This window comes from Pseudarthrobacter cellobiosi, from assembly GCF_023913755.1.
GTDB lineage: Bacteria > Actinomycetota > Actinomycetes > Actinomycetales > Micrococcaceae > Arthrobacter > Arthrobacter cellobiosi.
On sequence record NZ_JAMXBJ010000023.1, the window covers coordinates 1 to 18471 of the forward strand.

Genomic DNA, 18471 nt, shown 5'->3' on the forward strand with positions numbered 1-18471 from the left:
ACCATGCCCACGATTCTCCCAGCCGCCCCTACCAGGACATGGTTATTCTGTCGGCGTTTTAAGAATTAGGGCCTGTCATTTCTGACCCACGCACCTAGTGGCGGCAAAGGTCCATAAGGTAACGGCTCCCCGGCTCTCGCCGGTCAGCCTGGAGGACCTGACTGAAGATCCGGCCCCGGACTTCCGGCGTGGTGAAAGGTACGACGGCGTCCGGTACAGCCGGGCGGCCGCCGACGGTCTGGAGCTGAGCGGCACGGATTTCGCCGAGTGTGAGTTCCAGGGCGTCTCCTTCAACGACACCCAGCTCCGCGGGGCCACCTTCCGGGACTGCATCCTGTCCGAGCTGTACGCGCCGGTGTTCCGGGCCGCCCGCTCCACGTGGCGGGACGTGCACCTGAATAATCCGCGGCTGGGCTCGGCTGAGCTGTATGAGACCGGTTGGCAGTCGGTCCGGATCGACGGCGGCAAGCTGGACTTCCTGAATCTGCGCGGGTCCAAGCTGACGGACGTTGTCATCAGCGACTGCATCATCAGCGAACTGGACCTCGGTTCCGCCTCCGGGACGCGGGTGGCGCTCAAGAACTGCACCATCGGCACCCTGGATCTCACCGGCTCGCGGCTGAAGGACTTTGACCTTCGCGGCACGGACTTCCGGACCATCAGCGGCCTCGGCAGCCTGGCCGGCGTGGTCATCGACGACTACCAGCTGAGCCTGCTGGCGCCGCTCCTGGCCGGGCACCTCGGCGTCCTTGTCCTGTGAGTGTAGTCTTTATAGAACGAACGGTCGGTAAATAGGGCGGTCACTGGACGGCCCCGAAGATTCCGGCTCCCTGGCGTAAAGGATTTGTTCTTATGGTCGAGGCTTTTCTTGTTGGCGGCGTCCGCACTCCCGTGGGCAGGTATGGCGGTGCGTTATCGGCGGTTCGCCCGGATGATCTGGCTGCACTGGTGGTCCGCGAGGCCGTGACCCGTGCCGGGCTGGATCCGGACAGTATCGAGGAAGTCATCCTGGGCAACGCAAACGGCGCTGGCGAGGAGAACCGCAACGTGGCCCGGATGGCAGTCCTGCTGGCCGGGCTTCCCCTCCACATCCCCGGCATCACGGTCAACCGGCTGTGCGCCTCCGGGTTGAGCGCCATCATCCAGGCCAGCCACATGATTAAGTCCGGCGCCGCGGACGTAGTGATCGCTGGCGGGGTGGAGTCCATGAGCCGGGCACCGTGGGCCCAGGAAAAACCCGCCACGGCGTTCGCCAAACCGGGACAGATCTTCGATACGTCCATCGGCTGGCGCTTCGTCAACCCCCTCTTCCAGAAGGGCGGGCTGGCGCGGGACGGCAAGATGACGTACTCCATGCCGGAAACCGCCGAAGAAGTGGCCCGCGTGGACGGGATCAGCCGCGAGGACGCCGACGCCTTCGCGGTCCGCTCCCACGAGCGTTCCCTCGCCGCCATCGCCGCGGGCCGGTTCAAGGACGAGATCGTCCCGGTGACGGTCAAGTCCCGCAAGTCGGAAACGGTGGTGGACACCGATGAAGGCCCGCGCGCCGGCACCACCCTGGAGGTCCTCGCCGGACTCCGCCCCGTAGTCCCGGGCGGTTCCGTGGTCACCGCCGGGAACTCGTCCACGCTGAACGACGGCGCTTCGGCCATCATCGTCGCGTCCGAGGCCGCCATCCAAAGGCTCGGCCTGACACCGCGGGCCCGGATCATCGACGGCGCCTCCGCCGGCTGCGAACCCGAAATCATGGGCATCGGCCCGGTCCCGGCGACGCAGAAAGTGCTCGCCCGGAGCGGCCTCAGCGTTGTTGACCTGGGCGCCGTCGAGCTTAACGAAGCGTTCGCCACACAGTCGCTCGCGAGTATGCGCCGGCTCGGGCTGGACCCAGGCATCGTAAATAACGACGGCGGCGCCATCAGCCTGGGGCATCCGCTCGGTTCCAGCGGGTCACGGATCGCCATCACGCTGCTGGGCCGGATGGAGCGCGAGGACGCCAAAATTGGCCTGGCAACGATGTGCATCGGCGTGGGCCAAGGCACCGCGATGCTGCTGGAGCGTGTCTGATGCCCGCCCCGGACAGCGCGAACGGACAAAGCGCGAACGGACACTTAAGCACCCTTGACTTCGGCACCCTCCTGGTCGAGGAGCGGGATGACCGTGTGGTGGTCCTCCTCAACCGCCCCGAGGTCCGGAATGCCATTGACCAGCAGATGGTGGACGAACTGCACGTGGTCTGCGCTGCGCTGGAGCAGAATCCCAAAGTCCTGATCATCTCAGGGGTCGACGGCGTCTTTGCCTCGGGTGCGGACATCGCCCAGCTGCGCGAGCGGCGCCGCGATGATGCCCTGCAGGGCATCAATTCAACTATTTTCGTGCGGATCGCGAAGCTGCCCATGCCGGTCATTGCCGCCCTGGACGGGTACTGCCTGGGCGGCGGCGCCGAGCTCGCCTACGCCGCCGACTTCCGGATCGGAACGCCCAGTGTCCGGATCGGCAACCCTGAAGCAGGGCTGGGGATCCTGGCCGCCGCCGGGGCCAGCTGGCGCCTCAAGGAGCTAGTGGGGGAGCCATTGGCCAAGCAGATCCTGCTCGCGGGCCTGGTCCTCCGCGCCGAGGAGGCTCTGGCTGCCAGCCTCATCACCGAAATCCACGAGGCGCCGGAGCTGATGGATGCCGCGCACAACCTGGCGGACCGGATCGGACGCCAGGACCCGCTGGCCGTGCGGATTGCAAAGTCGGTTTTCCACGCCCCGGCCGAAGCCCACCCGCTGATTGACCAGCTGGCACAGGGGATCCTTTTTGAATCCCAGGCCAAGTTTGACCGCATGCAGGCTTTCCTCGACAAAAAAGCAGGCAAGAAATCAGGCGACAACGAGACAGAGAAGAAACAACCATGACGAACCCGAACCTTCCCGCAACTGTCGGCGTCCTGGGCGGTGGCCGCATGGGCGCGGGGATCGCCCACGCGTTCCTGATCAACGGGGCCAACGTCTTGGTGGTGGAGCGCGATGAAGCGTCCGCCGAAGCCGCCCGGGAACGGGTGGAATCCGCTGCCGCCAAGACGATCGAACGCGGAGCCACCGACGTCAACCTTGATGAGATGGTGTCGCGGCTCGCTTTCACGGTGGATTATGACGACTTCAAGGACCGCCAGCTGGTGGTCGAAGCCGTTCCCGAAGAGTGGGGCCTGAAGGTCACCTCGCTCCGCGGCATCGAGGAGCGCCTGGCCGATGACGCATACCTGGCCTCCAACACGTCGTCCCTGTCCGTCAACGGACTGGCCCGCGAACTCAAGCGGCCGCAGAACTTCCTCGGCCTGCACTTCTTCAACCCCGTCCCCGCCTCCACCCTCATCGAAGTGGTGCTCGGCGAGCAGACGTCCCCGGACCTGGCTGCGGCGGCGAAACGGTGGGTCGAGGCACTCGGCAAGACCGCCGTCGTCGTCAATGACGCACCCGGCTTTGCCTCGTCACGGCTGGGTGTGGCCATCGCGCTGGAGGCGATGCGCATGGTGGAGGAGGGGGTGGCGTCCGCGGCGGACATCGATGCTGCCATGGTCCTGGGCTATAAGCACCCCACGGGCCCGCTGAGAACCACGGACATAGTGGGCCTGGACGTGCGGCTGGGCATTGCCGAGTACCTGCATTCGACGCTGGGGGAGCGGTTCGCGCCGCCGCAGATCCTCAAGGATAAGGTGGCCCGCGGAGAGCTTGGACGGAAAACCGGCAAGGGATTCTTCGACTGGGCTGAGTAGGATTTCCGGGTGACCCTCTTTGAACCCATCACCCTGACCGGCCGGCACGTGATTCTTGAGCCGCTGAAGCGAGATCACCATGACGGTCTGGTGGCGGCCGCGCAGGATGGCAACCTGTGGAAGCTCTGGTACACGTCTGTCCCGGCGCCGGACGGGATGGCCGCGGACATCGACCGCAGGCTGGCGATGCAGGATCAGGGGTCCATGCTGCCGTTCACCACGCGACTGATCGATCCTGCCACCGGCGGCCCGGGCCGGATCATCGGCATGACCACTTACTGCAATATCGACGCCGGCACGCCCCGTGTGGAGGTCGGTTACACGTGGAACGCCGCGTCGGTCCACGGCACCGGCACCAACCCCGACTCCAAACTCCTGCTGTTGCGGCACGCGTTCGAAACCCTGGGCTGCGTGGCCGTGGAGTTCTGTACGCACTGGCTGAACCTCCAATCCAGGGAAGCGATCGCCAGGCTGGGTGCGAAGCAGGACGGCGTGCTGCGCAGCCACCGGCGGACCAGCGACGGCGTCCTGCGCGACACCGTGGTGTTTTCAATCCTGGAGCACGAGTGGCCCATGGTCCGGAACGGGCTGGAGCACCGACTCGCCAAGCACGCGTAACGGCCGTACCTCCGAGTTTTTGTCCAGATAAACCCCTCAAACCGTCTGCTAAATGGCGATATCTGGACAAAAAACCGGGAGGGGCTAGCTCAGAACGTAGGCGCGTTGGCTGACCAGTGAGGCATAGTAGCCCAGCCGGTAGCCCTCCCCGGTGGGATGGAAATTGGCGGGGTCCAGGATGTTGGCGGCGTTGAAGTTGATCCATGGCGCGGCAGAACCCACGCCGTGGCCTGCAAAGGCGCCCGTGACGTCGACGAATTGGGATCCGGTTACGCCGGCGACGCCTGCGATGACGCCGTTAAGCCCGTCCACCATGGGGTTGGCCACCGGGGCGAACGGGTGGTCAGGGGCGAAGAGTCGCGGATAGCCCGTCAGGACGATCTTGGCGTTGGGCGCCTGGGACCGGATGAAGCTGACCATTGTGAACAGTGACGTGGCCAGGGTACCGTCCGTCAGTTTTGCCTGCGTGGCACCGAGGGCGCCTCCGCACTCGGCTGACGACGGCGCCGGGAGGCAGGCCAGAAGTATTCCCGTGGTGCCGACGTCGTTTGCGCCGACCGTAATGGTGATGACCTCTGCGCCAGTGACGCTGGACGGCAGGTTGCCGGCCACTGCTCCAGATGTGTACCCAGAACACCCTGCATTCGCGTTCAACTGGACACCCTTCAGGTTGTCCGCAATGACTGGATACCCCCTGCGGCTCACAAAGCACGTCCGGTCCGTGTAGGGTGCCGCACCTTGCCCGGCGGCGTAGGAATCGCCCAGCGCCACATAGTCGGTTAGTGGCGACTGCGCCGCTTCGGCCGAGATGGCTGCGAAGCCCAAAGCCATTGCCATGGTGGCGAGGCCGGCCGCAAAAGCTGAGCGCCGCCGTCGTACTGTTGAAATTGCCATCGAATTTCCCCTTTGACTATCAATTGGACCAATGAGACGGGCATATAACAGCCACGGTACGCCTAGCGCAAGGGCCCCGTCACGGGCCCGGAGTACGCGTTTTTGTGCGCGGCCACCTGCCCGCGGTACCTGTTCCACTACGTGCCAATCGCGTGCCGGCGGCGGCTTTTGTGGTTAGCTGTCCGGGTGGAGACGACAGGCGGAGCCGTGGGCTGGGACGGGGCTGTGAATGCCTGGCACGTTGCCGGCCGCGTCTATCGGATGGGGCGCCGCGAATGGCTCACCGAGGCAGGTTGGCGGCAGGCGCACGACGACGGCGTCCGCACCGTGATTGATCTTCGTAACTCCCGTGAAGCGCAGCGCCGGGATGCCGACCCTGCCGTGGCCGAAGCGGCCTGGTCCGGCGTCACGATCGTCGCCGCACCCACTGAAGAACCTGATGATCCGCGGTTCACCGCCGTCTGCGGACCGTACCTTAATGATCCCGCCCACTATCTGTACAATGTCAGGCTCTACCCGGAGAAGTTCGTGGCGGTGTTCCGAGCTGTCGCCGCAGCCGAAGCCGGCGCCGTCGTCGTTCACTGCGCGGCGGGCCGGGACCGCAGCGGCATGGTCGCGGCCATGCTGCAGGACCTCGCCGGCGACACGGACCAGCTCATTGCGGACGGCTACGCCAAAGCCGCCCGAGGCATCAACGAACGCTTCCGGACGCACGGCCCGCCCCATGCTGGCGAACGCTACATCGACGACGCTGAGCTGGCACCCCTGCTGGAGCGGCGCGGCCGGACCGTGGTGGAGTTTGTCCGGGAGCTGGAAACACGCACCTTCCTGCTGCGCAACGGCCTGTCCGAGGCCGAACTAGAAGCGGTCTCAAGCCTGCTCGGCAGCCGGGTGTCGCCATGAATTCCATGAACTATGTGGCGGCGTCGCTCGCGGTAGCAGGAGTGGTGATGCTGGTTGCCGGGCCGTTGTGGGCCGTCCTCGCTTCAGACTTCGGGACAGCGGAGGAGAACTTCGGGCTCGGCGACGGGACCGTCGACGGCGCGTGGCTCCCGGGCCAGATCTTCCTGATGGTGGGCGGGGCAGTTTTGTGCCTGGCCGCGGTGGTCGCCGCGTATAGGGCACGGCGGAGGGATACAGATGAATAGAACGAAAGCGACGGCACACAGGTTGAAACGCGTATTTGCAGCAGCAGCGGCTGCCGGAGTGGCACTTTCCGTGGGGCTCGGAGCCGTGCCGGCCTGGGCGGCTGAACAGCCGGCCGTTGAGCCGCCGCCGATTGCTTTGCCGGCCGCTTCGCCGCCGGACGCTGTGGAAAGCCCGACGGCGGGTGGTTCCGGAGTCAGTGACGTCCAGCCGAGCGACGCGAAGCCCAGCGACGCCGGCCTTCGGGAAGCCGCCCTCCGCGATCTTGGCCTCACCCCAGACGAGTTCGCGGCTGCCGGCCAGCTGGGCAAGCAGGCCGCAGGCGTTGCGGCGGCCCTGCGGGACGTCCCCGGCTACCTCGGAACCCGGCTCCACGGCGGCAGCATTCTGGTTGCCGGCACGGGGGCCGAGCTGGAGGCGGAGGTGGCCCGGCTCAGCGTGACCATCCCTGCCGTGACCCTTGAAGCGACTCCCGCCGCGCCGCCGTCGGACGCTCCCACTGAGGAAACCGACGCGCCGGCCGCAAGCGGCACCCAGTCGACCGGGACCGAACTGGCTCGGAGCACCCAGGAGCTGTACCAGGCGTACCTCCGCGACGTGGGCGCGGCAGGGTTGCAGGCCGTGGCGTACACGGGGAGCAGGTTCGTAGTCCGTACGGGCGGAATCAACGGGTCCGAGGCGACGGTGCCTGATTCGGCCAATGCCGGAGATTCGAGCCTCTCCAGCCCCAACCCGGACGGCAAGATCTCGCCCGCCGAGTTTGTGGCCCGTTACGCCAACGTGGAGCTCGACGCCGGGGCGCCGCTCGCGCCGCAGGCCGACCTTTCCGGCGGCCAGGGGTACTTCACCGACATCGGAAAAATCTGCTCCGCCGGCTTCTCAGTCTTTGACCCGGCAGGCCTGCCGGGCGTCCTCACGGCCGGTCACTGCGCTGACGACGGCGCCGCGGCAACGGCCACCGTGGAATTTCCGCAATGGAACCGTGGCGGCCTGCTGGGGACCTTCGGGTTCAGCCAGTTCGGCGGACCCGGAAACTCCACTGTGCTGAATCCGCTGGACCTGACCAACCCGGGCAATGTGGGCACCGACGTGGCCGCGATCGGATCCATCCGCGCAGACCTGGACCCGCTCCCCGCCGCCAGTACGTGGAACGATCCTTCGCAGGCCGGCCTGGACGTCAAGATCATCGGGGCGGCCAACCCGGTGGTGGGCCAGCCGGTCTGCCGCTCCGGCCGCACATCAGCATGGTCCTGCGGAACCATCGACGAGGTGGGGATCTACGTGGTCCAGGGCATCACGTCGGCCCCCGCAGACCTGCGGGCCTTCAACGGTTTCCTGTCCTTCGATGTCCAGTCCAGCGGCGGCGACTCGGGCGGGCCCTGGGTCAGTGGGAACTACGCGGTGGGCACGCACTCGGCCGGGGACACCCCGGATGAGAATGGCAACTTTGTCAAAAACTTCGCCGTGGCCGCCACCCTGCAGGACTCATTGGCCGTGCTTCCCGGCTACCAGCTGGAACTTTTCCTCAACAAGCCGACGGTGACGTCGCCCGCGCCGGGGGCAACGTTCGACGCCGGCCAGACCGTCACCGGCACGGTGGCCGCGGCTCCGGCGTCCGCTGTCGCGGCGGGTTCGAAGGTCAGGATCACCGTGAGTGGCCAGGCGCCCATTGAGGTTCCCGTGGATGCCGGCGGTGCGTGGTCCTATGCTGCCCCCGCGGTGGCCGGTCCGCTGCGTTTCACGGCGGAAACGGTCAATGGCTTCAGCACGTCCGGCGCCGCGGCCTTCGACTTCGCCCCCGTCAGCCAGCCCTCCCAGCCCTCCCAGCCGGCCCCGCAATCTCAGGCCCCGGCTGAGGTGCCGGCCACGAACAGTGCGGTGCCCCCAAAAGGTGACAGCGCCGCCGTCGTACGTCCGCTCGGTGACAGCAGAGCGGCAAACCTGGCCAACACCGGAACGTCCGGACTGATTCTGCTCGCCGGCCTCGCGGCTGGTGCGCTCGCCGTCGGCGGTGTGTTCCTGATGTTGGCGAAGCGGCGGAAGCGGCAGCGCTTCACCCCAAGTTGACCTATCACTTAGCGTCGTCATCAGCGTCGAATGGCGACGCTAAGTGATAGGGCAACGGGGGAGTGGGCGGGCTACTTTTGCGGCTTCATCAGCAGGTTGGTGATGCGCAGCGTGCAGAGGCGCTGGCCGGCGTCGTTGGTGATCAGGACCTCGTGCGTGGTCAGGGTGCCGCCGAGGTAGATTGGCGTGGCGGTGATGGTGATTTGGCCCTCGCGCGCGGAGCGGTGGTGCGTCGCGGAGACGTCCACCCCCACGGCAGTTTTCCCCAACGTGCTGGCGTGGATCACGGCCGCCCAGGAGCCCACGGCCTCGCCCACCGCCAAGGACGCGCCGCCGTGCAGCAACCCGAACGACTGCCTGTTGCCCTCCACAGGCATCGTCGCCACCACGCGCTCGACCGATTGCTCCAGGATTTTCACGCCCATCTTCTCGTCGAGCTCGCCGAGGACGATCTTCCACGGCGTGGCGCCCGGGGTGGTGTCCGGCGCAGCGGCGTCGGGGGATAGGGCGGTCATGGGTCTCCTTTGGCGAGGCGGAACTTCCAGTGTGCGGTACAGCACAGTCATGTACTGTAGACATATTACCGAACGGACGGTCAGTAAAGCCCTGGCCGCGTTTTGTCCCCGCCTTGGAAGGACCCGTCAACGATGACCACCACTGCAGAAACCACAGTCGACACCGTCCAGACCGTTCCCAGTTTCATCCAGGATTCCTGGTGGACTCCCGACGCCGGTTCGGCAGCTTCCGCTGTTCCCGTGCGGGATGCGAGCACCGGGGAAGTCCTGGCCAAGGTGAGCACCGACGGCCTGGACCTTGCCGCCGTCGTGGATTACGGCCGCACCACGGGACAGGCGGAACTGGGAAAGCTGACCTTCCACCAGCGCGCGCTCAAGCTCAAGGAGCTGGCGCAGTACCTGAACGCCCGGCGCGAGCATTTCTATACGTTTTCGGCGCAGACCGGTGCCACGAAGATCGACTCGATGATCGACATCGACGGCGGCATCGGCGTCCTCTTCACGTTCGGCTCCAAGGGCCGGCGCGAGCTGCCCAATTCGCAGGTAGTGGTGGACGGTCCCATGGAGGTGCTGTCCAAGGATGGCTCGTTCGTGGCCGAGCACATCTACACGCGCATCCCCGGCGTCGCCGTGCAGATCAACGCGTTCAACTTCCCGGTCTGGGGCATGCTGGAGAAACTCGCGCCAGCATTCATCGCCGGGGTCCCCACCATCGTCAAGCCGGCCACCCCCACCGGCTACGTGGCCGCGGCCGTGGTGAAGGCGATCATCGAATCCAACATCCTGCCGAAGGGCTCGCTGCAGCTGATTTCCGGCTCTGTCCGCGGCCTTCTGGATGTGCTGGACTACCGCGACCTGGTGGCCTTCACCGGCTCCGCGTCCACCGCGCTGTCGCTGAAATCGCATCCCAACGTGGTGCAGGGCGGCGTCCGGTTCACGTCCGAAACGGACTCCCTCAACGCCGCCATCCTTGGTCCCGACGCGGTGGAGGGCACCCCGGAATTCGACGCTTTCATCAAGTCAGTGGTCACCGAAATGACGGTCAAGGCGGGCCAGAAGTGCACGTCCATCCGCCGCGCCATCGTCCCGCAGGAGCTGGTGCCCGCGGTGATCGCCGCGATCGGCAGGCGCGTGGACGAGCGTGTGGTGCTGGGGGATCCCCGCGCCGACGGTGTCACCATGGGCGCTTTGGCGTCGCTCGAGCAGCTCACAGACGTCCGCGCCGCGGTGCAGTCAATGCTCGACGCCGGCGGTGAACTTGCGTACGGGACGCTCGATTCGCCGTCGGTCACCTCTGCCGGCGGCGCCACGGGCGTAGTGGATGCTGGCGCCTTTATGTCGCCGGTGGTGCTGAGCTGGGCTGACGCGGAGACTGACGCGATCCACTCCCTGGAGGCGTTCGGCCCGGTAGCCTCCGTGATCGGATACACGGACCTGCCCGACGCCGTCCGCCTCGCCGCCCGGGGCGGCGGCTCCCTCGTGGCCTCGGTGTGCACCAACGATCCGGCCGTGGCCCGCGAACTCGTCACCGGAATCGCCGCACACCACGGCCGTGTCCTCATGCTCAACCGCGAGGACGCCCGCAGCTCCACCGGGCACGGCTCACCCGTCCCGCACCTGGTCCACGGCGGTCCCGGCCGCGCCGGCGGCGGCGAGGAACTCGGCGGCATCCGCTCGGTCATGCACCATATGCAGCGCACCGCCATCCAGGGTTCGCCCAACATGCTCACCGCCGTCACCGGCCTCTGGCACACCGGGGCGGACCGGAACTTCACGGTGGAGACGGAAGGCACGCACCCGTTCCGGAAGTCGCTGGCTTCGTTGCGGATCGGCGACGCCGTCCGGTCCGAGCTGCGTCAAGTGTCGTTGGCGGACATCTCGGCGTTCGCCAACTCCACCGGCGACACCTTCTATGCCCACACCAACCAGGAGGCAGCCGAAGCCAACCCGTTCTTCCCGGGCATCGTGGCGCACGGGTACCTGCTGCTGAGCTGGGCCGCCGGGTTGTTCGTGGAACCGGCGCCGGGCCCGGTCCTGGCCAACTACGGCCTGGAGAACCTCCGCTTCCTCACGCCCGTTGCCGCGGGGGACTCCATCCGGGTGACCCTGACGGCCAAGAAGATCACGCCGCGCGAAACCGACGAGTACGGCGAAGTGGCCTGGGACGCGCTCCTGACCAACCAGAACGACGAGATCGTGGCCACCTACGACGTCCTCACCCTCGTCGAAAAGTAGCCCCCAGACGCTCTCTCACTTCCTGCACGTTTTTCCCCAACGCTCTCGCACTCTTGATTGAGGGGTGAGGGAGCGTTGGGGGTTTTCCTGCAGGAAGTTAGAGAGCGTTTGGATCTTTCCGGGTTGCCGCGGCGTAAAATTTCCACCGTAGGAGGTGGCCAAATGAACCTAGCCCTGAACACAGCCACAACCATCCTGCCTGTCGATGACGCAGCGCGTGCCCGCAGTTTCTACACCGAAAAACTGGGCCTCCCGCACCGCGGAATGACAGACGATGGAAGCGAATTACTCGGTAGCGACGGCGGCCCGATGCTGCAGTTGTTGCCGGTCTCGGACGGGAAGCACTCCGAGCACACCGCCCTCAGTTTCGAGGTGCGAGACATTGAGCGGATCGTGCAGGACATGGAGGCCAAGGGCGTCCGGTTCCAGGATTACGATCTGCCCAACCTCAAGACCGAGAACCACATCTGCACCACGGACTCCGAGAAATGCGCCTGGTTCATGGACACGGAGCACAACATCCTCTGCGTTCACGAGACGTTGGGTATGCAGGCCGAATACCAGCTCTGACCGCCTCAGCAGGTCGCACTCAGGCAACAGCATTCCCTAGTGCTGCGCGTGGAGCCCGTCGAACGCGATGGTGATGACGTCGTCGGCCAGTTTTTCCGGCGTGAGGGAGCCGCCCGGTTTGTACCATTCCACGATTGAGTTGATGGTGCCGAACAGCAGGCGCGTAACGGTGCGCGGATCGATGTCCTGGCGCAGCGAGCCTTCGTCGCGGGCTGCGGAAATGAGGGCGGCCACCTCGTGATCAAACGCGCGACGCCGTTCCAGGGCGTCGCGCTCAATGTCGGTGTTGCCCCGCAACCGGAGGAGCAGCGTGACAAACGGCAGGCGCTCCACCAGCACCGCCACGGTCTGCCGCAGGACAAATTCCAGCCGTGCATCGGCGGCGCCGCTTTGCGCCCCGGGCTGTTCGAGGATTGATTCCAGGCCACCGAGCGCATGATCGAGCGCGAGCTTCAGGAGGTCGCCCTTGGACGGCACGTGGTGGTAGATGGCCGATTTCGAGATGCCCAGGTTCTCGGCGAGGATGCCCATGGAGGTGGCGTCATAGCCGTGCCGGTTGAAGACGTCGACGGCGATGAGCAGCACCGACTGCTGGTCGTAACCGGGACGGCCGCGCTTGCTGGGGACTGCTGTAGTGGGCATACCGGCTATTTTCCCACGAACGTTCGGTAATCCCTGCAGCGCCGCAGCCCAACACGTTCGCCCACGACGCTACTGGGCCCTACGCCTTGGGCCGCAGGTCGTAGATCCGCCGCAGTTTGCCGTTTGACCGCTCCAGTGAACCCGGCTCCACCACGTCAACGGCGCACGAAGAACCCACGTGGATCTTGATCTGCTCCTGCAAGGTGCGTGCCGCCGTCGTACTCTGCTCAGCTGTCACCGTGTCCCGGCGCTCGATCTTGACCGTCAGCTGGTCCATCCGCTGGCCCTCGGGGCGGGTGAGTTCGAGCTGGAAATGCGGGCTGAGCTCGGGGATGCGCAGCGCGATTTCCTCGATCTGGGACGGGAACAGGTTGACGCCGCGGAGGATGATCATGTCGTCGCTGCGGCCGGTGATGCGGCCCATCCGGCGGTGCGCGGGGCGGGCGGTGCCGGGCAGCAGACGGGTGAGGTCCTTGGTGCGGTAGCGGATGATCGGCAGGGCTTCCTTGGTGAGCGACGTGAAGACCAGTTCGCCATGTTCGCCATCGCGCAGCACGTTCTCCTTGCCCACTGAGGGGTTGAACGCGTCGATGATTTCGGGGCGGAAGTGGTCCTCCCAGATGTGGCTGCCGTCCTGGGTTTCCACGGCTTCGCCGGCGACGCCCGGGCCCATCACCTCGGACAGGCCGTAGATGTCGCAGGCCTTGATGTTCATGGTGACTTCGAGTTCGTGCCGCATCTCCTGCGTCCACGGTTCGGCGCCCAGGACCGCGTACTTGAGCGAGGTCGACGTCGGGTCGATGCCCATGTGCGCCATGGCATCGGCGATGGTGAGCAGGTACGTGGGCGTGGCCAGGATGGCGTCCGGCTGGAAGTCCTGGATGAGCTGGATCTGGCGTTCGGTCTGCCCGCCGGACATCGGGATGACGGTGCAGCCCAGTGCTTCGGCGCCGGCGTGCGCGCCAAGGCCGCCCGTGAACAGGCCGTAGCCGTAGGCGTTGTGGACCTTCATGCCGGGCCGGACGCCTGACGCGCGGAGGCAGCGCGCCACGAGTTTGGACCAGTCGGCCAGGTCCTGTTTGGTGTACCCGACGACGGTGGGCCGGCCCGTGGTGCCCGAACTTGCGTGCACGCGGGCTACTTCGCTCTGCGGCACGGCGAACATGCCGAACGGGTACTCGGCGCGCAGGTCTTCCTTGGTGGTGAAGGGGAAGTTGCCGAGGTCGCTGAGTTCGCGCAGGTCCGCTGGGTGGATGCCGGCGTCGTCGAATTTGCGCTTGTAGAGCGGCACGCGGTCGTAGGCGTAGGCCACGGTGTGCTGCAGGCGGGTGAGCTGAAGGGCTTCGAGTTCGTCGCGGGAGATGGTCTCCTCGCGGTCCAGGATGGGATCTGTGCCCTGGGCGGTGGACTGAGGGATGGGGGTTTCGGGGGCGTGGAGGGTCATGGTGTCCTACTTCTTGGGGATGGTGCGGCTGCGTCCGCGGAACTCGGCAATGAGTTCCCCAGGGTTGCCGGAGCTGGGTAGCGAATCGGGCTGCGCACCGGGCTGCGCGTCGGCGTCGGCGGCGAAAATCTGGATGTCGTAGAGTCCGCTGCGCCCAGAGCTGGAACGGCGGTCCGCGACGGCGGTGATCACCTGGCCGCGGTAGGCGGGCTTGAGGAAGTTGATGTCGACGCCGGCGGCAACGGTGATGCTGTCGGCCTCTTTCGGGGTGGGATTGACCGGGTTGCAGGCCAGGGCGAAGGCGGAGTCGGCGAAGGCGAAGATCATTCCGCCGTGCGCCATGCCGAAGCCGTTGAGCATTTCCTGCCGGAGGGTCATGCGGATGGTGGCGTGCCCGTCGCTGACGGCGAGGACCTCGATGCCCATCCATTCGGAGGCGTAGTCGTTTTCCAGGATGGGGTGGGTGGCCCCGGAGAGTGCTGCTTCAGCCATGCGTCATTGCCTCCAGCTTTATATACCGAATGTTCATTAGGTAATCCCAGATGCGGGGCCTGTGTCAAGGGCTGGGCCTCTCCGTGAGATGACATTTGGCGGCAGTCGTGACCTCGGACGTTGCCACCACGTGCGATCTCGCGGGGCCTGGCGCCCGGCGCAGGGTTCGGCCGCCACGCGCTGCCAGGGAAGTGCAAGGATGGAGGGACCGGCACCACGCACACAGCAAAGGGCGGACCATGGCCAAAGGCATCTACGTCAGCGCGACCACCCCGGGATCGGGCAAGTCGCTCGTGGCCCTGGGCCTCGCGGACACGCTCCACCGGCACGCGGACCGGATCGGCTTCTTCAAACCGGTGGTCCACGGCCCGGACGCCGCCAACGACCCCATGGTGGCGCTGATGAAATCACGCTTCGCGCTCGACGACGACCGTTGCCGTGGCGGCCTGACGTCCACCGAAGTGCGTGCCCTCCTGGCAGACGGAAAACGCGCTGACATCGATGCCCGCTGCGTGGAGATCTTCGCCGAGATTGCCAAACATTGTGACGTGGTGATCGTGGAGGGGACGGACCTCACCGGCCAGGACGCCGCCGTCGAGTTTGATCTCAACGCCCGGCTGGCCAACAACCTGGCCGCGCCGGTGGTTGCCGTGGTGGGCGCCAAGGGGCTCAGCGTCGCGGAGGCAGCGGCCGCCGTCGAGGTTGCCCGCAAGGAGCTGGTGGCCGAAAAGTGCACGCTGCTGGCCATCATGGTGAACCGCGCGGACCCGGACTTGGTGGAGGAAATCGCGGCCGCCATCAAACCGGGTGCATCCAATCGGCCCGTGTACGTCCTGCCGGAGCTTGAGGAGATCGCGCGGCCCACCACCGGCGAGGTAGCCACGGCCCTCGGGGTGCGCCAGATCGCCGGCCTCGCGGATATGGAACGCGACGTGCGGGACATTAAGGTGGCCGCCATGAATGTGGGCAACTTCCTGAACGTGCTGGACGAGGGTGCCCTGGTGATCGTTCCCGGCGACCGCGCGGACGTGATGGTGGCCTGCCTGGCGTCGTCGTTCTCGCCGGAGTTCCCGGTGCCGTCCGCGCTGATCCTGACCGGCGGCCTGTCCCCGGACGCCAACATCTACCCGCTCCTGGCGCAGGCGCCGTTCCCCGTGTTTGCCGCCAGCGAGGACACCTACACCACGGCCAAGCGGGTCTCCGAGGTCCGCAGCGAGATCTGGTCCGGGCACCGCCGCAAGGTGGCCTCCGCGCTGGGCCTGTGGTCCAAACGGGTGGATGAGGCTGAACTCGTGGAGCGCCTCCACCTGCCGCGCCTGGAACGGATGACCCCGCTGCGGTTCCTGCACGACCTCATCGAACGGGCCAGGGGGCAGCGCCGGCACGTGGTGCTGCCGGAGGGAACGGACGTCCGGATCCTGCAGGCCGCCGAAATCCTGCACCGCCGCGACGTCTGCGACCTCACCCTGCTGGGACCGGATTCGCAGGTCCGCGAGCTGGCAGCGGCAAACGGCATCGACCTCGCCGGGATCAACATCGTGGACCCGGCCACCTCGGAACTGCGGCAGGGGTTCGCGGAGAAGTACGCCGAGCTGCGCGCGCACAAGGGCGTGGACCTGCCCAAGGCGCTGGAAATCATGCAGGACGGCAGCTACTTCGGCACCATGATGGTCCAGCTGGGCGTGGTGGACGGCATGGTGTCCGGCGCCGCCCACACCACGGCGCACACCATCCGCCCGGCGCTGGAGTTCGTCAAAACGCGCGACGGCGTGAAGATCGTGTCCTCCGTGTTCCTGATGCTGATGCCGGACCGCGTGCTGGTCTATGGCGACTGCGCCGTGAACCCGGACCCCAACGTGGAGCAGTTGGCGGACATCGCCCTCGCCTCCGCCGAAACCGCCGTGCAGTTCGGGGTGGAGCCGCGGGTGGCCATGCTGTCCTACTCCACCGGCGGCTCGGGTTCCGGGGAGGCCGTGGACGAAGTCCGACTGGCCACCGAACTGGTGCGTAGACGCCGCCCGGATCTCGCCGTCGAAGGCCCCATCCAGTACGACGCCGCCGTGGACGCTTCCATCGCGGAGTCCAAAATGCCCGGCTCGTCGGTGGCGGGGCAGGCGACGGTGTTCATCTTCCCGGACCTGAACACCGGCAACAACACGTACAAGGCGGTGCAGCAGAGTTCCGGGGCGGTCGCCGTCGGGCCCGTCCTGCAGGGCCTGCGCAAGCCGGTCAACGACCTCTCGCGCGGCTGCACCGTGGAGGACATCGTGAACACGGTGGCCATCACGGCCATCCAGGCGCAGGTGCCGTCCCCGGCAGCGGTCTAATACCGGTGGTTGAGCCTGTCAGTAACCCCTCGACTCGGTTTCGACAGGCTCAATCACCGGTGTCGGAGCCGCGCTGGCTTAGCTGTTTTCCGGCTTGGCCAAGCTGTCCGGGTCTTCTTCCTTGGCGGGCTCGTCGGAGAGTCCTTCGGGAGTAAGGTCCAGGTTTTGTGGATCCTTGGGTTGCTCAGGCGCCTCGCCCACTTCCGCGGCTTTGGGCTTTCCGGTATCGTCCAGGGCCGGGTTGGCGCCCTCGACGACGGTGGGGTCCTTGGTGCCGGAGCCTGTGGTGCTGGGCTCGGTGCCGGGGGCGGGTTCTGCGGTTTCAGGTTCGGTGTTGTCGGGCTGAGTGGTGTCGTTCGGCATGGAAGTCCCTCTCTGCGTAGTGCAACGTGTCCGCCGACTCTAAGCGCCTGCCGCGGCTGACGCAACGGCAGGCGCGGGGTGAGCCGGTCTGTAGCCTCAGCCCTGACGGGCCTTCATCCGCGGATTCTTCTTGTTGATCACAAAGGTGCGGCCCCGGCGTCGGACGATCTGGGCGCCGGGAACCTTCTTCAGGGCGCGGAGGGAGTTTCTGACTTTCATGGGCTTGCTCCTTGTATTAGTAGCGGTTTTGACGGTTGCGGGTAGGTGCAGTGTGAAGCCGGGGCCGTTCAGAACGGGGCGGGGTCGAGCTGGAACGGGTCGGTCAGACCGGCGAACCCGGCCTCCATCTCCGCGTCGGTGAGTTCGCAGGCGGAGAGCAGCTGCGCAATTTCCCCCGGGTCCATGCCCTCTCCGGTCGCGGCCAGCACGCTTCCGCGGTCCCCGTGTTCCGGATGCCAGTCCAGGTGGGCGTCCACATGGTTGAGGGGATCGGGCGCCGCGCCGGCGTCCTGGTCTGCCAGCCACGGTCCGGTATTTTCGAGCCAGACACGCGGGCCGATGCCCTGGATGGCGATCCGGCACTGCGGTGCGGCGGCGATCCACAGGCGTCCCCGCAACCAGCAGCACCCTTCCGCGAGGGACGCCAGGGCGTGCCGGAACCGCTCAGGGTGCAGCGGCCGTTGGGCCCGGTGCGTGACGGTAGTGAACGGTGACGTTGAGGACGACGCCGGGATCCGCACCGAACCGGGGACCGTCCGGCTCAGGGCGTCGTGGTAGTTGTGGCGGCCTGGGCGGATGAGGCGGGCGTTTTCCGCCACGTCAGCGTGAGGGGCCAGTTCCCTGACCAGTTGCATGCCGCGAACACGCAGGGCGGGGTCGGCCGGAAATAGGTCCACCTCCGCCAGCAGGACGGTGTCATTGAACGACAGCTCGCCGATAAGGAATTCACCAGCAGTGCGCTGGTCCTCCGGGACCGGCGTGAACCCGGACTCAAACAGGGTGTGGTGGTCCCAAATGTGGTCCTCAAGCGTGTCAGGGGCGCAGGCAAGGACAGCGGAATCAATCGTCACCGGGCGGGAAAGGCCACGCCGCAGGGCTCCGATCGCGGCTTCCGCAGACACGGCCGGAGGGAGTCCGATGATGGCTTGGGTCTCCCCGCGTTCCAGCAGCCGCTCGATGGTGGGCACGAGGTCCAGCCGCACGGTGCAGCTCAGGCAGCCGTGTTCCAGCTGCGTCTCGGCGCGCTCCACAAGCCCGGACTGGCTGGAGATCCTGCGGATGACCACGCCGTTCTCCAAGAGGTCGTGCAGGACCACCACGGCGCCGGGATTGGCCGCGGCCGCGTCTTGGCAGGCTTGCTGGCGGCACAGGGCGTCCAGGGAGCTGATCACAGTGATATGCATG

Annotated in this window: 19 protein-coding genes; 11 read left to right on the forward strand and 8 right to left on the reverse strand. The window is 66.6% G+C overall.

All coding sequences use genetic code 11. The features are described 5' to 3' along the window. Positions 1-97 precede the first annotated feature (97 nt). From NG696_RS01280 to NG696_RS01300, 5 genes are all read left to right on the forward strand, one after another. A complete protein-coding gene (locus NG696_RS01280) occupies positions 98-760 on the forward strand; it encodes a pentapeptide repeat-containing protein (protein WP_252570221.1) in 663 nt (220 codons plus the stop codon). 92 nt (positions 761-852) lie between these two features. Further along, on the forward strand, positions 853-2064 hold the full coding sequence (locus tag NG696_RS01285; RefSeq protein WP_252570219.1) for a thiolase family protein: 1212 nt from the start codon (positions 853-855) through the stop codon (positions 2062-2064). Continuing rightward, positions 2064-2897, forward strand: coding sequence for an enoyl-CoA hydratase/isomerase family protein (locus NG696_RS01290; protein ID WP_252573619.1), 834 nt, complete (start codon positions 2064-2066; stop codon positions 2895-2897). Before NG696_RS01285 ends, NG696_RS01290 begins: the two co-directional genes overlap by 1 nt. After that, positions 2894-3754: a 3-hydroxyacyl-CoA dehydrogenase family protein gene (locus tag NG696_RS01295; RefSeq protein ID WP_252570215.1), complete on the forward strand. Its 861-nt coding sequence runs from the start codon at positions 2894-2896 to the stop codon at positions 3752-3754. The genes NG696_RS01290 and NG696_RS01295 overlap by 4 nt, the downstream gene beginning before the upstream one ends. 9 nt (positions 3755-3763) lie before the next feature. Next, positions 3764-4372: a GNAT family N-acetyltransferase gene (locus tag NG696_RS01300; protein WP_252570213.1), complete on the forward strand. Its 609-nt coding sequence runs from the start codon at positions 3764-3766 to the stop codon at positions 4370-4372. 84 nt (positions 4373-4456) lie between these two features. Here the strand turns inward: NG696_RS01300 and NG696_RS01305 are convergent, their stop codons facing one another. Next, positions 4457-5266, reverse strand: a complete 810-nt coding sequence (locus NG696_RS01305; RefSeq protein ID WP_252573620.1) for an SGNH/GDSL hydrolase family protein — start codon at positions 5264-5266, stop codon at positions 4457-4459. Positions 5267-5473: 207 nt separating this feature from the next. Here NG696_RS01305 and NG696_RS01310 point away from each other — a divergent pair, with 207 nt between their 5' ends. From NG696_RS01310 to NG696_RS01320, 3 genes are read left to right on the forward strand one after another with little or no spacing between them, the layout of a single operon-like run. Further along, positions 5474-6169 carry a tyrosine-protein phosphatase gene (locus NG696_RS01310; RefSeq protein ID WP_252573621.1) on the forward strand — a complete coding sequence of 232 codons (696 nt, stop codon included), beginning with the start codon at positions 5474-5476 and terminating at the stop codon, positions 6167-6169. Then, on the forward strand, positions 6166-6414 hold the full coding sequence (locus NG696_RS01315; protein WP_252573622.1) for a hypothetical protein: 249 nt from the start codon (positions 6166-6168) through the stop codon (positions 6412-6414). Before NG696_RS01310 ends, NG696_RS01315 begins: the two co-directional genes overlap by 4 nt. A gap of 22 nt (positions 6415-6436) precedes the next feature. Further along, on the forward strand, positions 6437-8479 hold the full coding sequence (locus NG696_RS01320) for a trypsin-like serine protease (RefSeq protein WP_308291922.1): 2043 nt from the start codon (positions 6437-6439) through the stop codon (positions 8477-8479). Positions 8480-8550: 71 nt separating this feature from the next. Here NG696_RS01320 and NG696_RS01325 read toward each other — a convergent pair whose 3' ends face one another. Beyond that, positions 8551-8994: a PaaI family thioesterase gene (locus tag NG696_RS01325; protein ID WP_252573624.1), complete on the reverse strand. Its 444-nt coding sequence runs from the start codon at positions 8992-8994 to the stop codon at positions 8551-8553. A 132-nt stretch (positions 8995-9126) separates the two neighbouring features. Here NG696_RS01325 and paaZ point away from each other — a divergent pair, with 132 nt between their 5' ends. Next, on the forward strand, positions 9127-11229 hold the full coding sequence (paaZ, locus tag NG696_RS01330; protein ID WP_252573625.1) for a phenylacetic acid degradation bifunctional protein PaaZ: 2103 nt from the start codon (positions 9127-9129) through the stop codon (positions 11227-11229). 162 nt (positions 11230-11391) lie between these two features. Then, positions 11392-11799, forward strand: a complete 408-nt coding sequence (locus NG696_RS01335; protein ID WP_252570201.1) for a VOC family protein — start codon at positions 11392-11394, stop codon at positions 11797-11799. 36 nt (positions 11800-11835) lie between these two features. Here the strand turns inward: NG696_RS01335 and NG696_RS01340 are convergent, their stop codons facing one another. From NG696_RS01340 to NG696_RS01350, 3 genes are all read right to left on the reverse strand, one after another. After that, positions 11836-12441, reverse strand: a complete 606-nt coding sequence (locus tag NG696_RS01340; RefSeq protein WP_056346431.1) for a TetR/AcrR family transcriptional regulator — start codon at positions 12439-12441, stop codon at positions 11836-11838. A 79-nt stretch (positions 12442-12520) separates the two neighbouring features. Beyond that, on the reverse strand, positions 12521-13885 hold the full coding sequence (gene paaK / locus NG696_RS01345; RefSeq protein WP_252570199.1) for a phenylacetate--CoA ligase PaaK: 1365 nt from the start codon (positions 13883-13885) through the stop codon (positions 12521-12523). Between the two features lie 6 nt (positions 13886-13891). Then, positions 13892-14377 (reverse strand): hotdog fold thioesterase, encoded by a 486-nt coding sequence (locus tag NG696_RS01350; RefSeq protein ID WP_252570196.1) that lies wholly within the window; start codon positions 14375-14377, stop codon positions 13892-13894. A 239-nt stretch (positions 14378-14616) separates the two neighbouring features. Between NG696_RS01350 and pta the strand changes: the two genes are divergently transcribed. Then, the gene (gene pta, locus NG696_RS01355) at positions 14617-16704 is read left to right on the forward strand and encodes a phosphate acetyltransferase (protein ID WP_252570579.1); all 2088 of its coding nucleotides are present in this window, start codon (positions 14617-14619) and stop codon (positions 16702-16704) included. A 78-nt stretch (positions 16705-16782) separates the two neighbouring features. On the opposite strand, the gene NG696_RS01360 is transcribed toward pta, so the two are convergent. From NG696_RS01360 to NG696_RS01370, 3 genes are all read right to left on the reverse strand, one after another. Beyond that, a complete protein-coding gene (locus tag NG696_RS01360) occupies positions 16783-17067 on the reverse strand; it encodes a hypothetical protein (protein ID WP_252573626.1) in 285 nt (94 codons plus the stop codon). Positions 17068-17163: 96 nt separating this feature from the next. Continuing rightward, on the reverse strand, positions 17164-17286 hold the full coding sequence (gene ykgO / locus NG696_RS01365) for a type B 50S ribosomal protein L36 (protein WP_058931424.1): 123 nt from the start codon (positions 17284-17286) through the stop codon (positions 17164-17166). A gap of 68 nt (positions 17287-17354) precedes the next feature. After that, positions 17355-18470: a GTP-binding protein gene (locus NG696_RS01370; RefSeq protein WP_252573627.1), complete on the reverse strand. Its 1116-nt coding sequence runs from the start codon at positions 18468-18470 to the stop codon at positions 17355-17357. Position 18471 lies beyond the last annotated feature (1 nt).

Excerpts from the sequence above, each read along its gene's own strand:
- NG696_RS01335 (WP_252570201.1), top strand. The coding sequence starts at position 11,392 with ATGAACCTAGCCCTGAACACAGCCACAACCATCCTGCCTGTCGATGAC.
- pta (WP_252570579.1), top strand. The coding sequence starts at position 14,617 with ATGGCCAAAGGCATCTACGTCAGCGCGACCACCCCGGGATCGGGCAAG.
- NG696_RS01290 (WP_252573619.1), top strand. The coding sequence starts at position 2,064 with ATGCCCGCCCCGGACAGCGCGAACGGACAAAGCGCGAACGGACACTTA.
- ykgO (WP_058931424.1), bottom strand. The coding sequence starts at position 17,286 with ATGAAAGTCAGAAACTCCCTCCGCGCCCTGAAGAAGGTTCCCGGCGCC.
- NG696_RS01315 (WP_252573622.1), top strand. The coding sequence starts at position 6,166 with ATGAATTCCATGAACTATGTGGCGGCGTCGCTCGCGGTAGCAGGAGTG.
- NG696_RS01325 (WP_252573624.1), bottom strand. The coding sequence starts at position 8,994 with ATGACCGCCCTATCCCCCGACGCCGCTGCGCCGGACACCACCCCGGGC.
- NG696_RS01360 (WP_252573626.1), bottom strand. The coding sequence starts at position 17,067 with ATGCCGAACGACACCACTCAGCCCGACAACACCGAACCTGAAACCGCA.
- NG696_RS01285 (WP_252570219.1), top strand. The coding sequence starts at position 853 with ATGGTCGAGGCTTTTCTTGTTGGCGGCGTCCGCACTCCCGTGGGCAGG.
- NG696_RS01340 (WP_056346431.1), bottom strand. The coding sequence starts at position 12,441 with ATGCCCACTACAGCAGTCCCCAGCAAGCGCGGCCGTCCCGGTTACGAC.
- paaZ (WP_252573625.1), top strand. The coding sequence starts at position 9,127 with ATGACCACCACTGCAGAAACCACAGTCGACACCGTCCAGACCGTTCCC.
- paaK (WP_252570199.1), bottom strand. The coding sequence starts at position 13,885 with ATGACCCTCCACGCCCCCGAAACCCCCATCCCTCAGTCCACCGCCCAG.
- NG696_RS01350 (WP_252570196.1), bottom strand. The coding sequence starts at position 14,377 with ATGGCTGAAGCAGCACTCTCCGGGGCCACCCACCCCATCCTGGAAAAC.
- NG696_RS01370 (WP_252573627.1), bottom strand. The coding sequence starts at position 18,470 with ATGCATATCACTGTGATCAGCTCCCTGGACGCCCTGTGCCGCCAGCAA.
- NG696_RS01305 (WP_252573620.1), bottom strand. The coding sequence starts at position 5,266 with ATGGCAATTTCAACAGTACGACGGCGGCGCTCAGCTTTTGCGGCCGGC.
- NG696_RS01295 (WP_252570215.1), top strand. The coding sequence starts at position 2,894 with ATGACGAACCCGAACCTTCCCGCAACTGTCGGCGTCCTGGGCGGTGGC.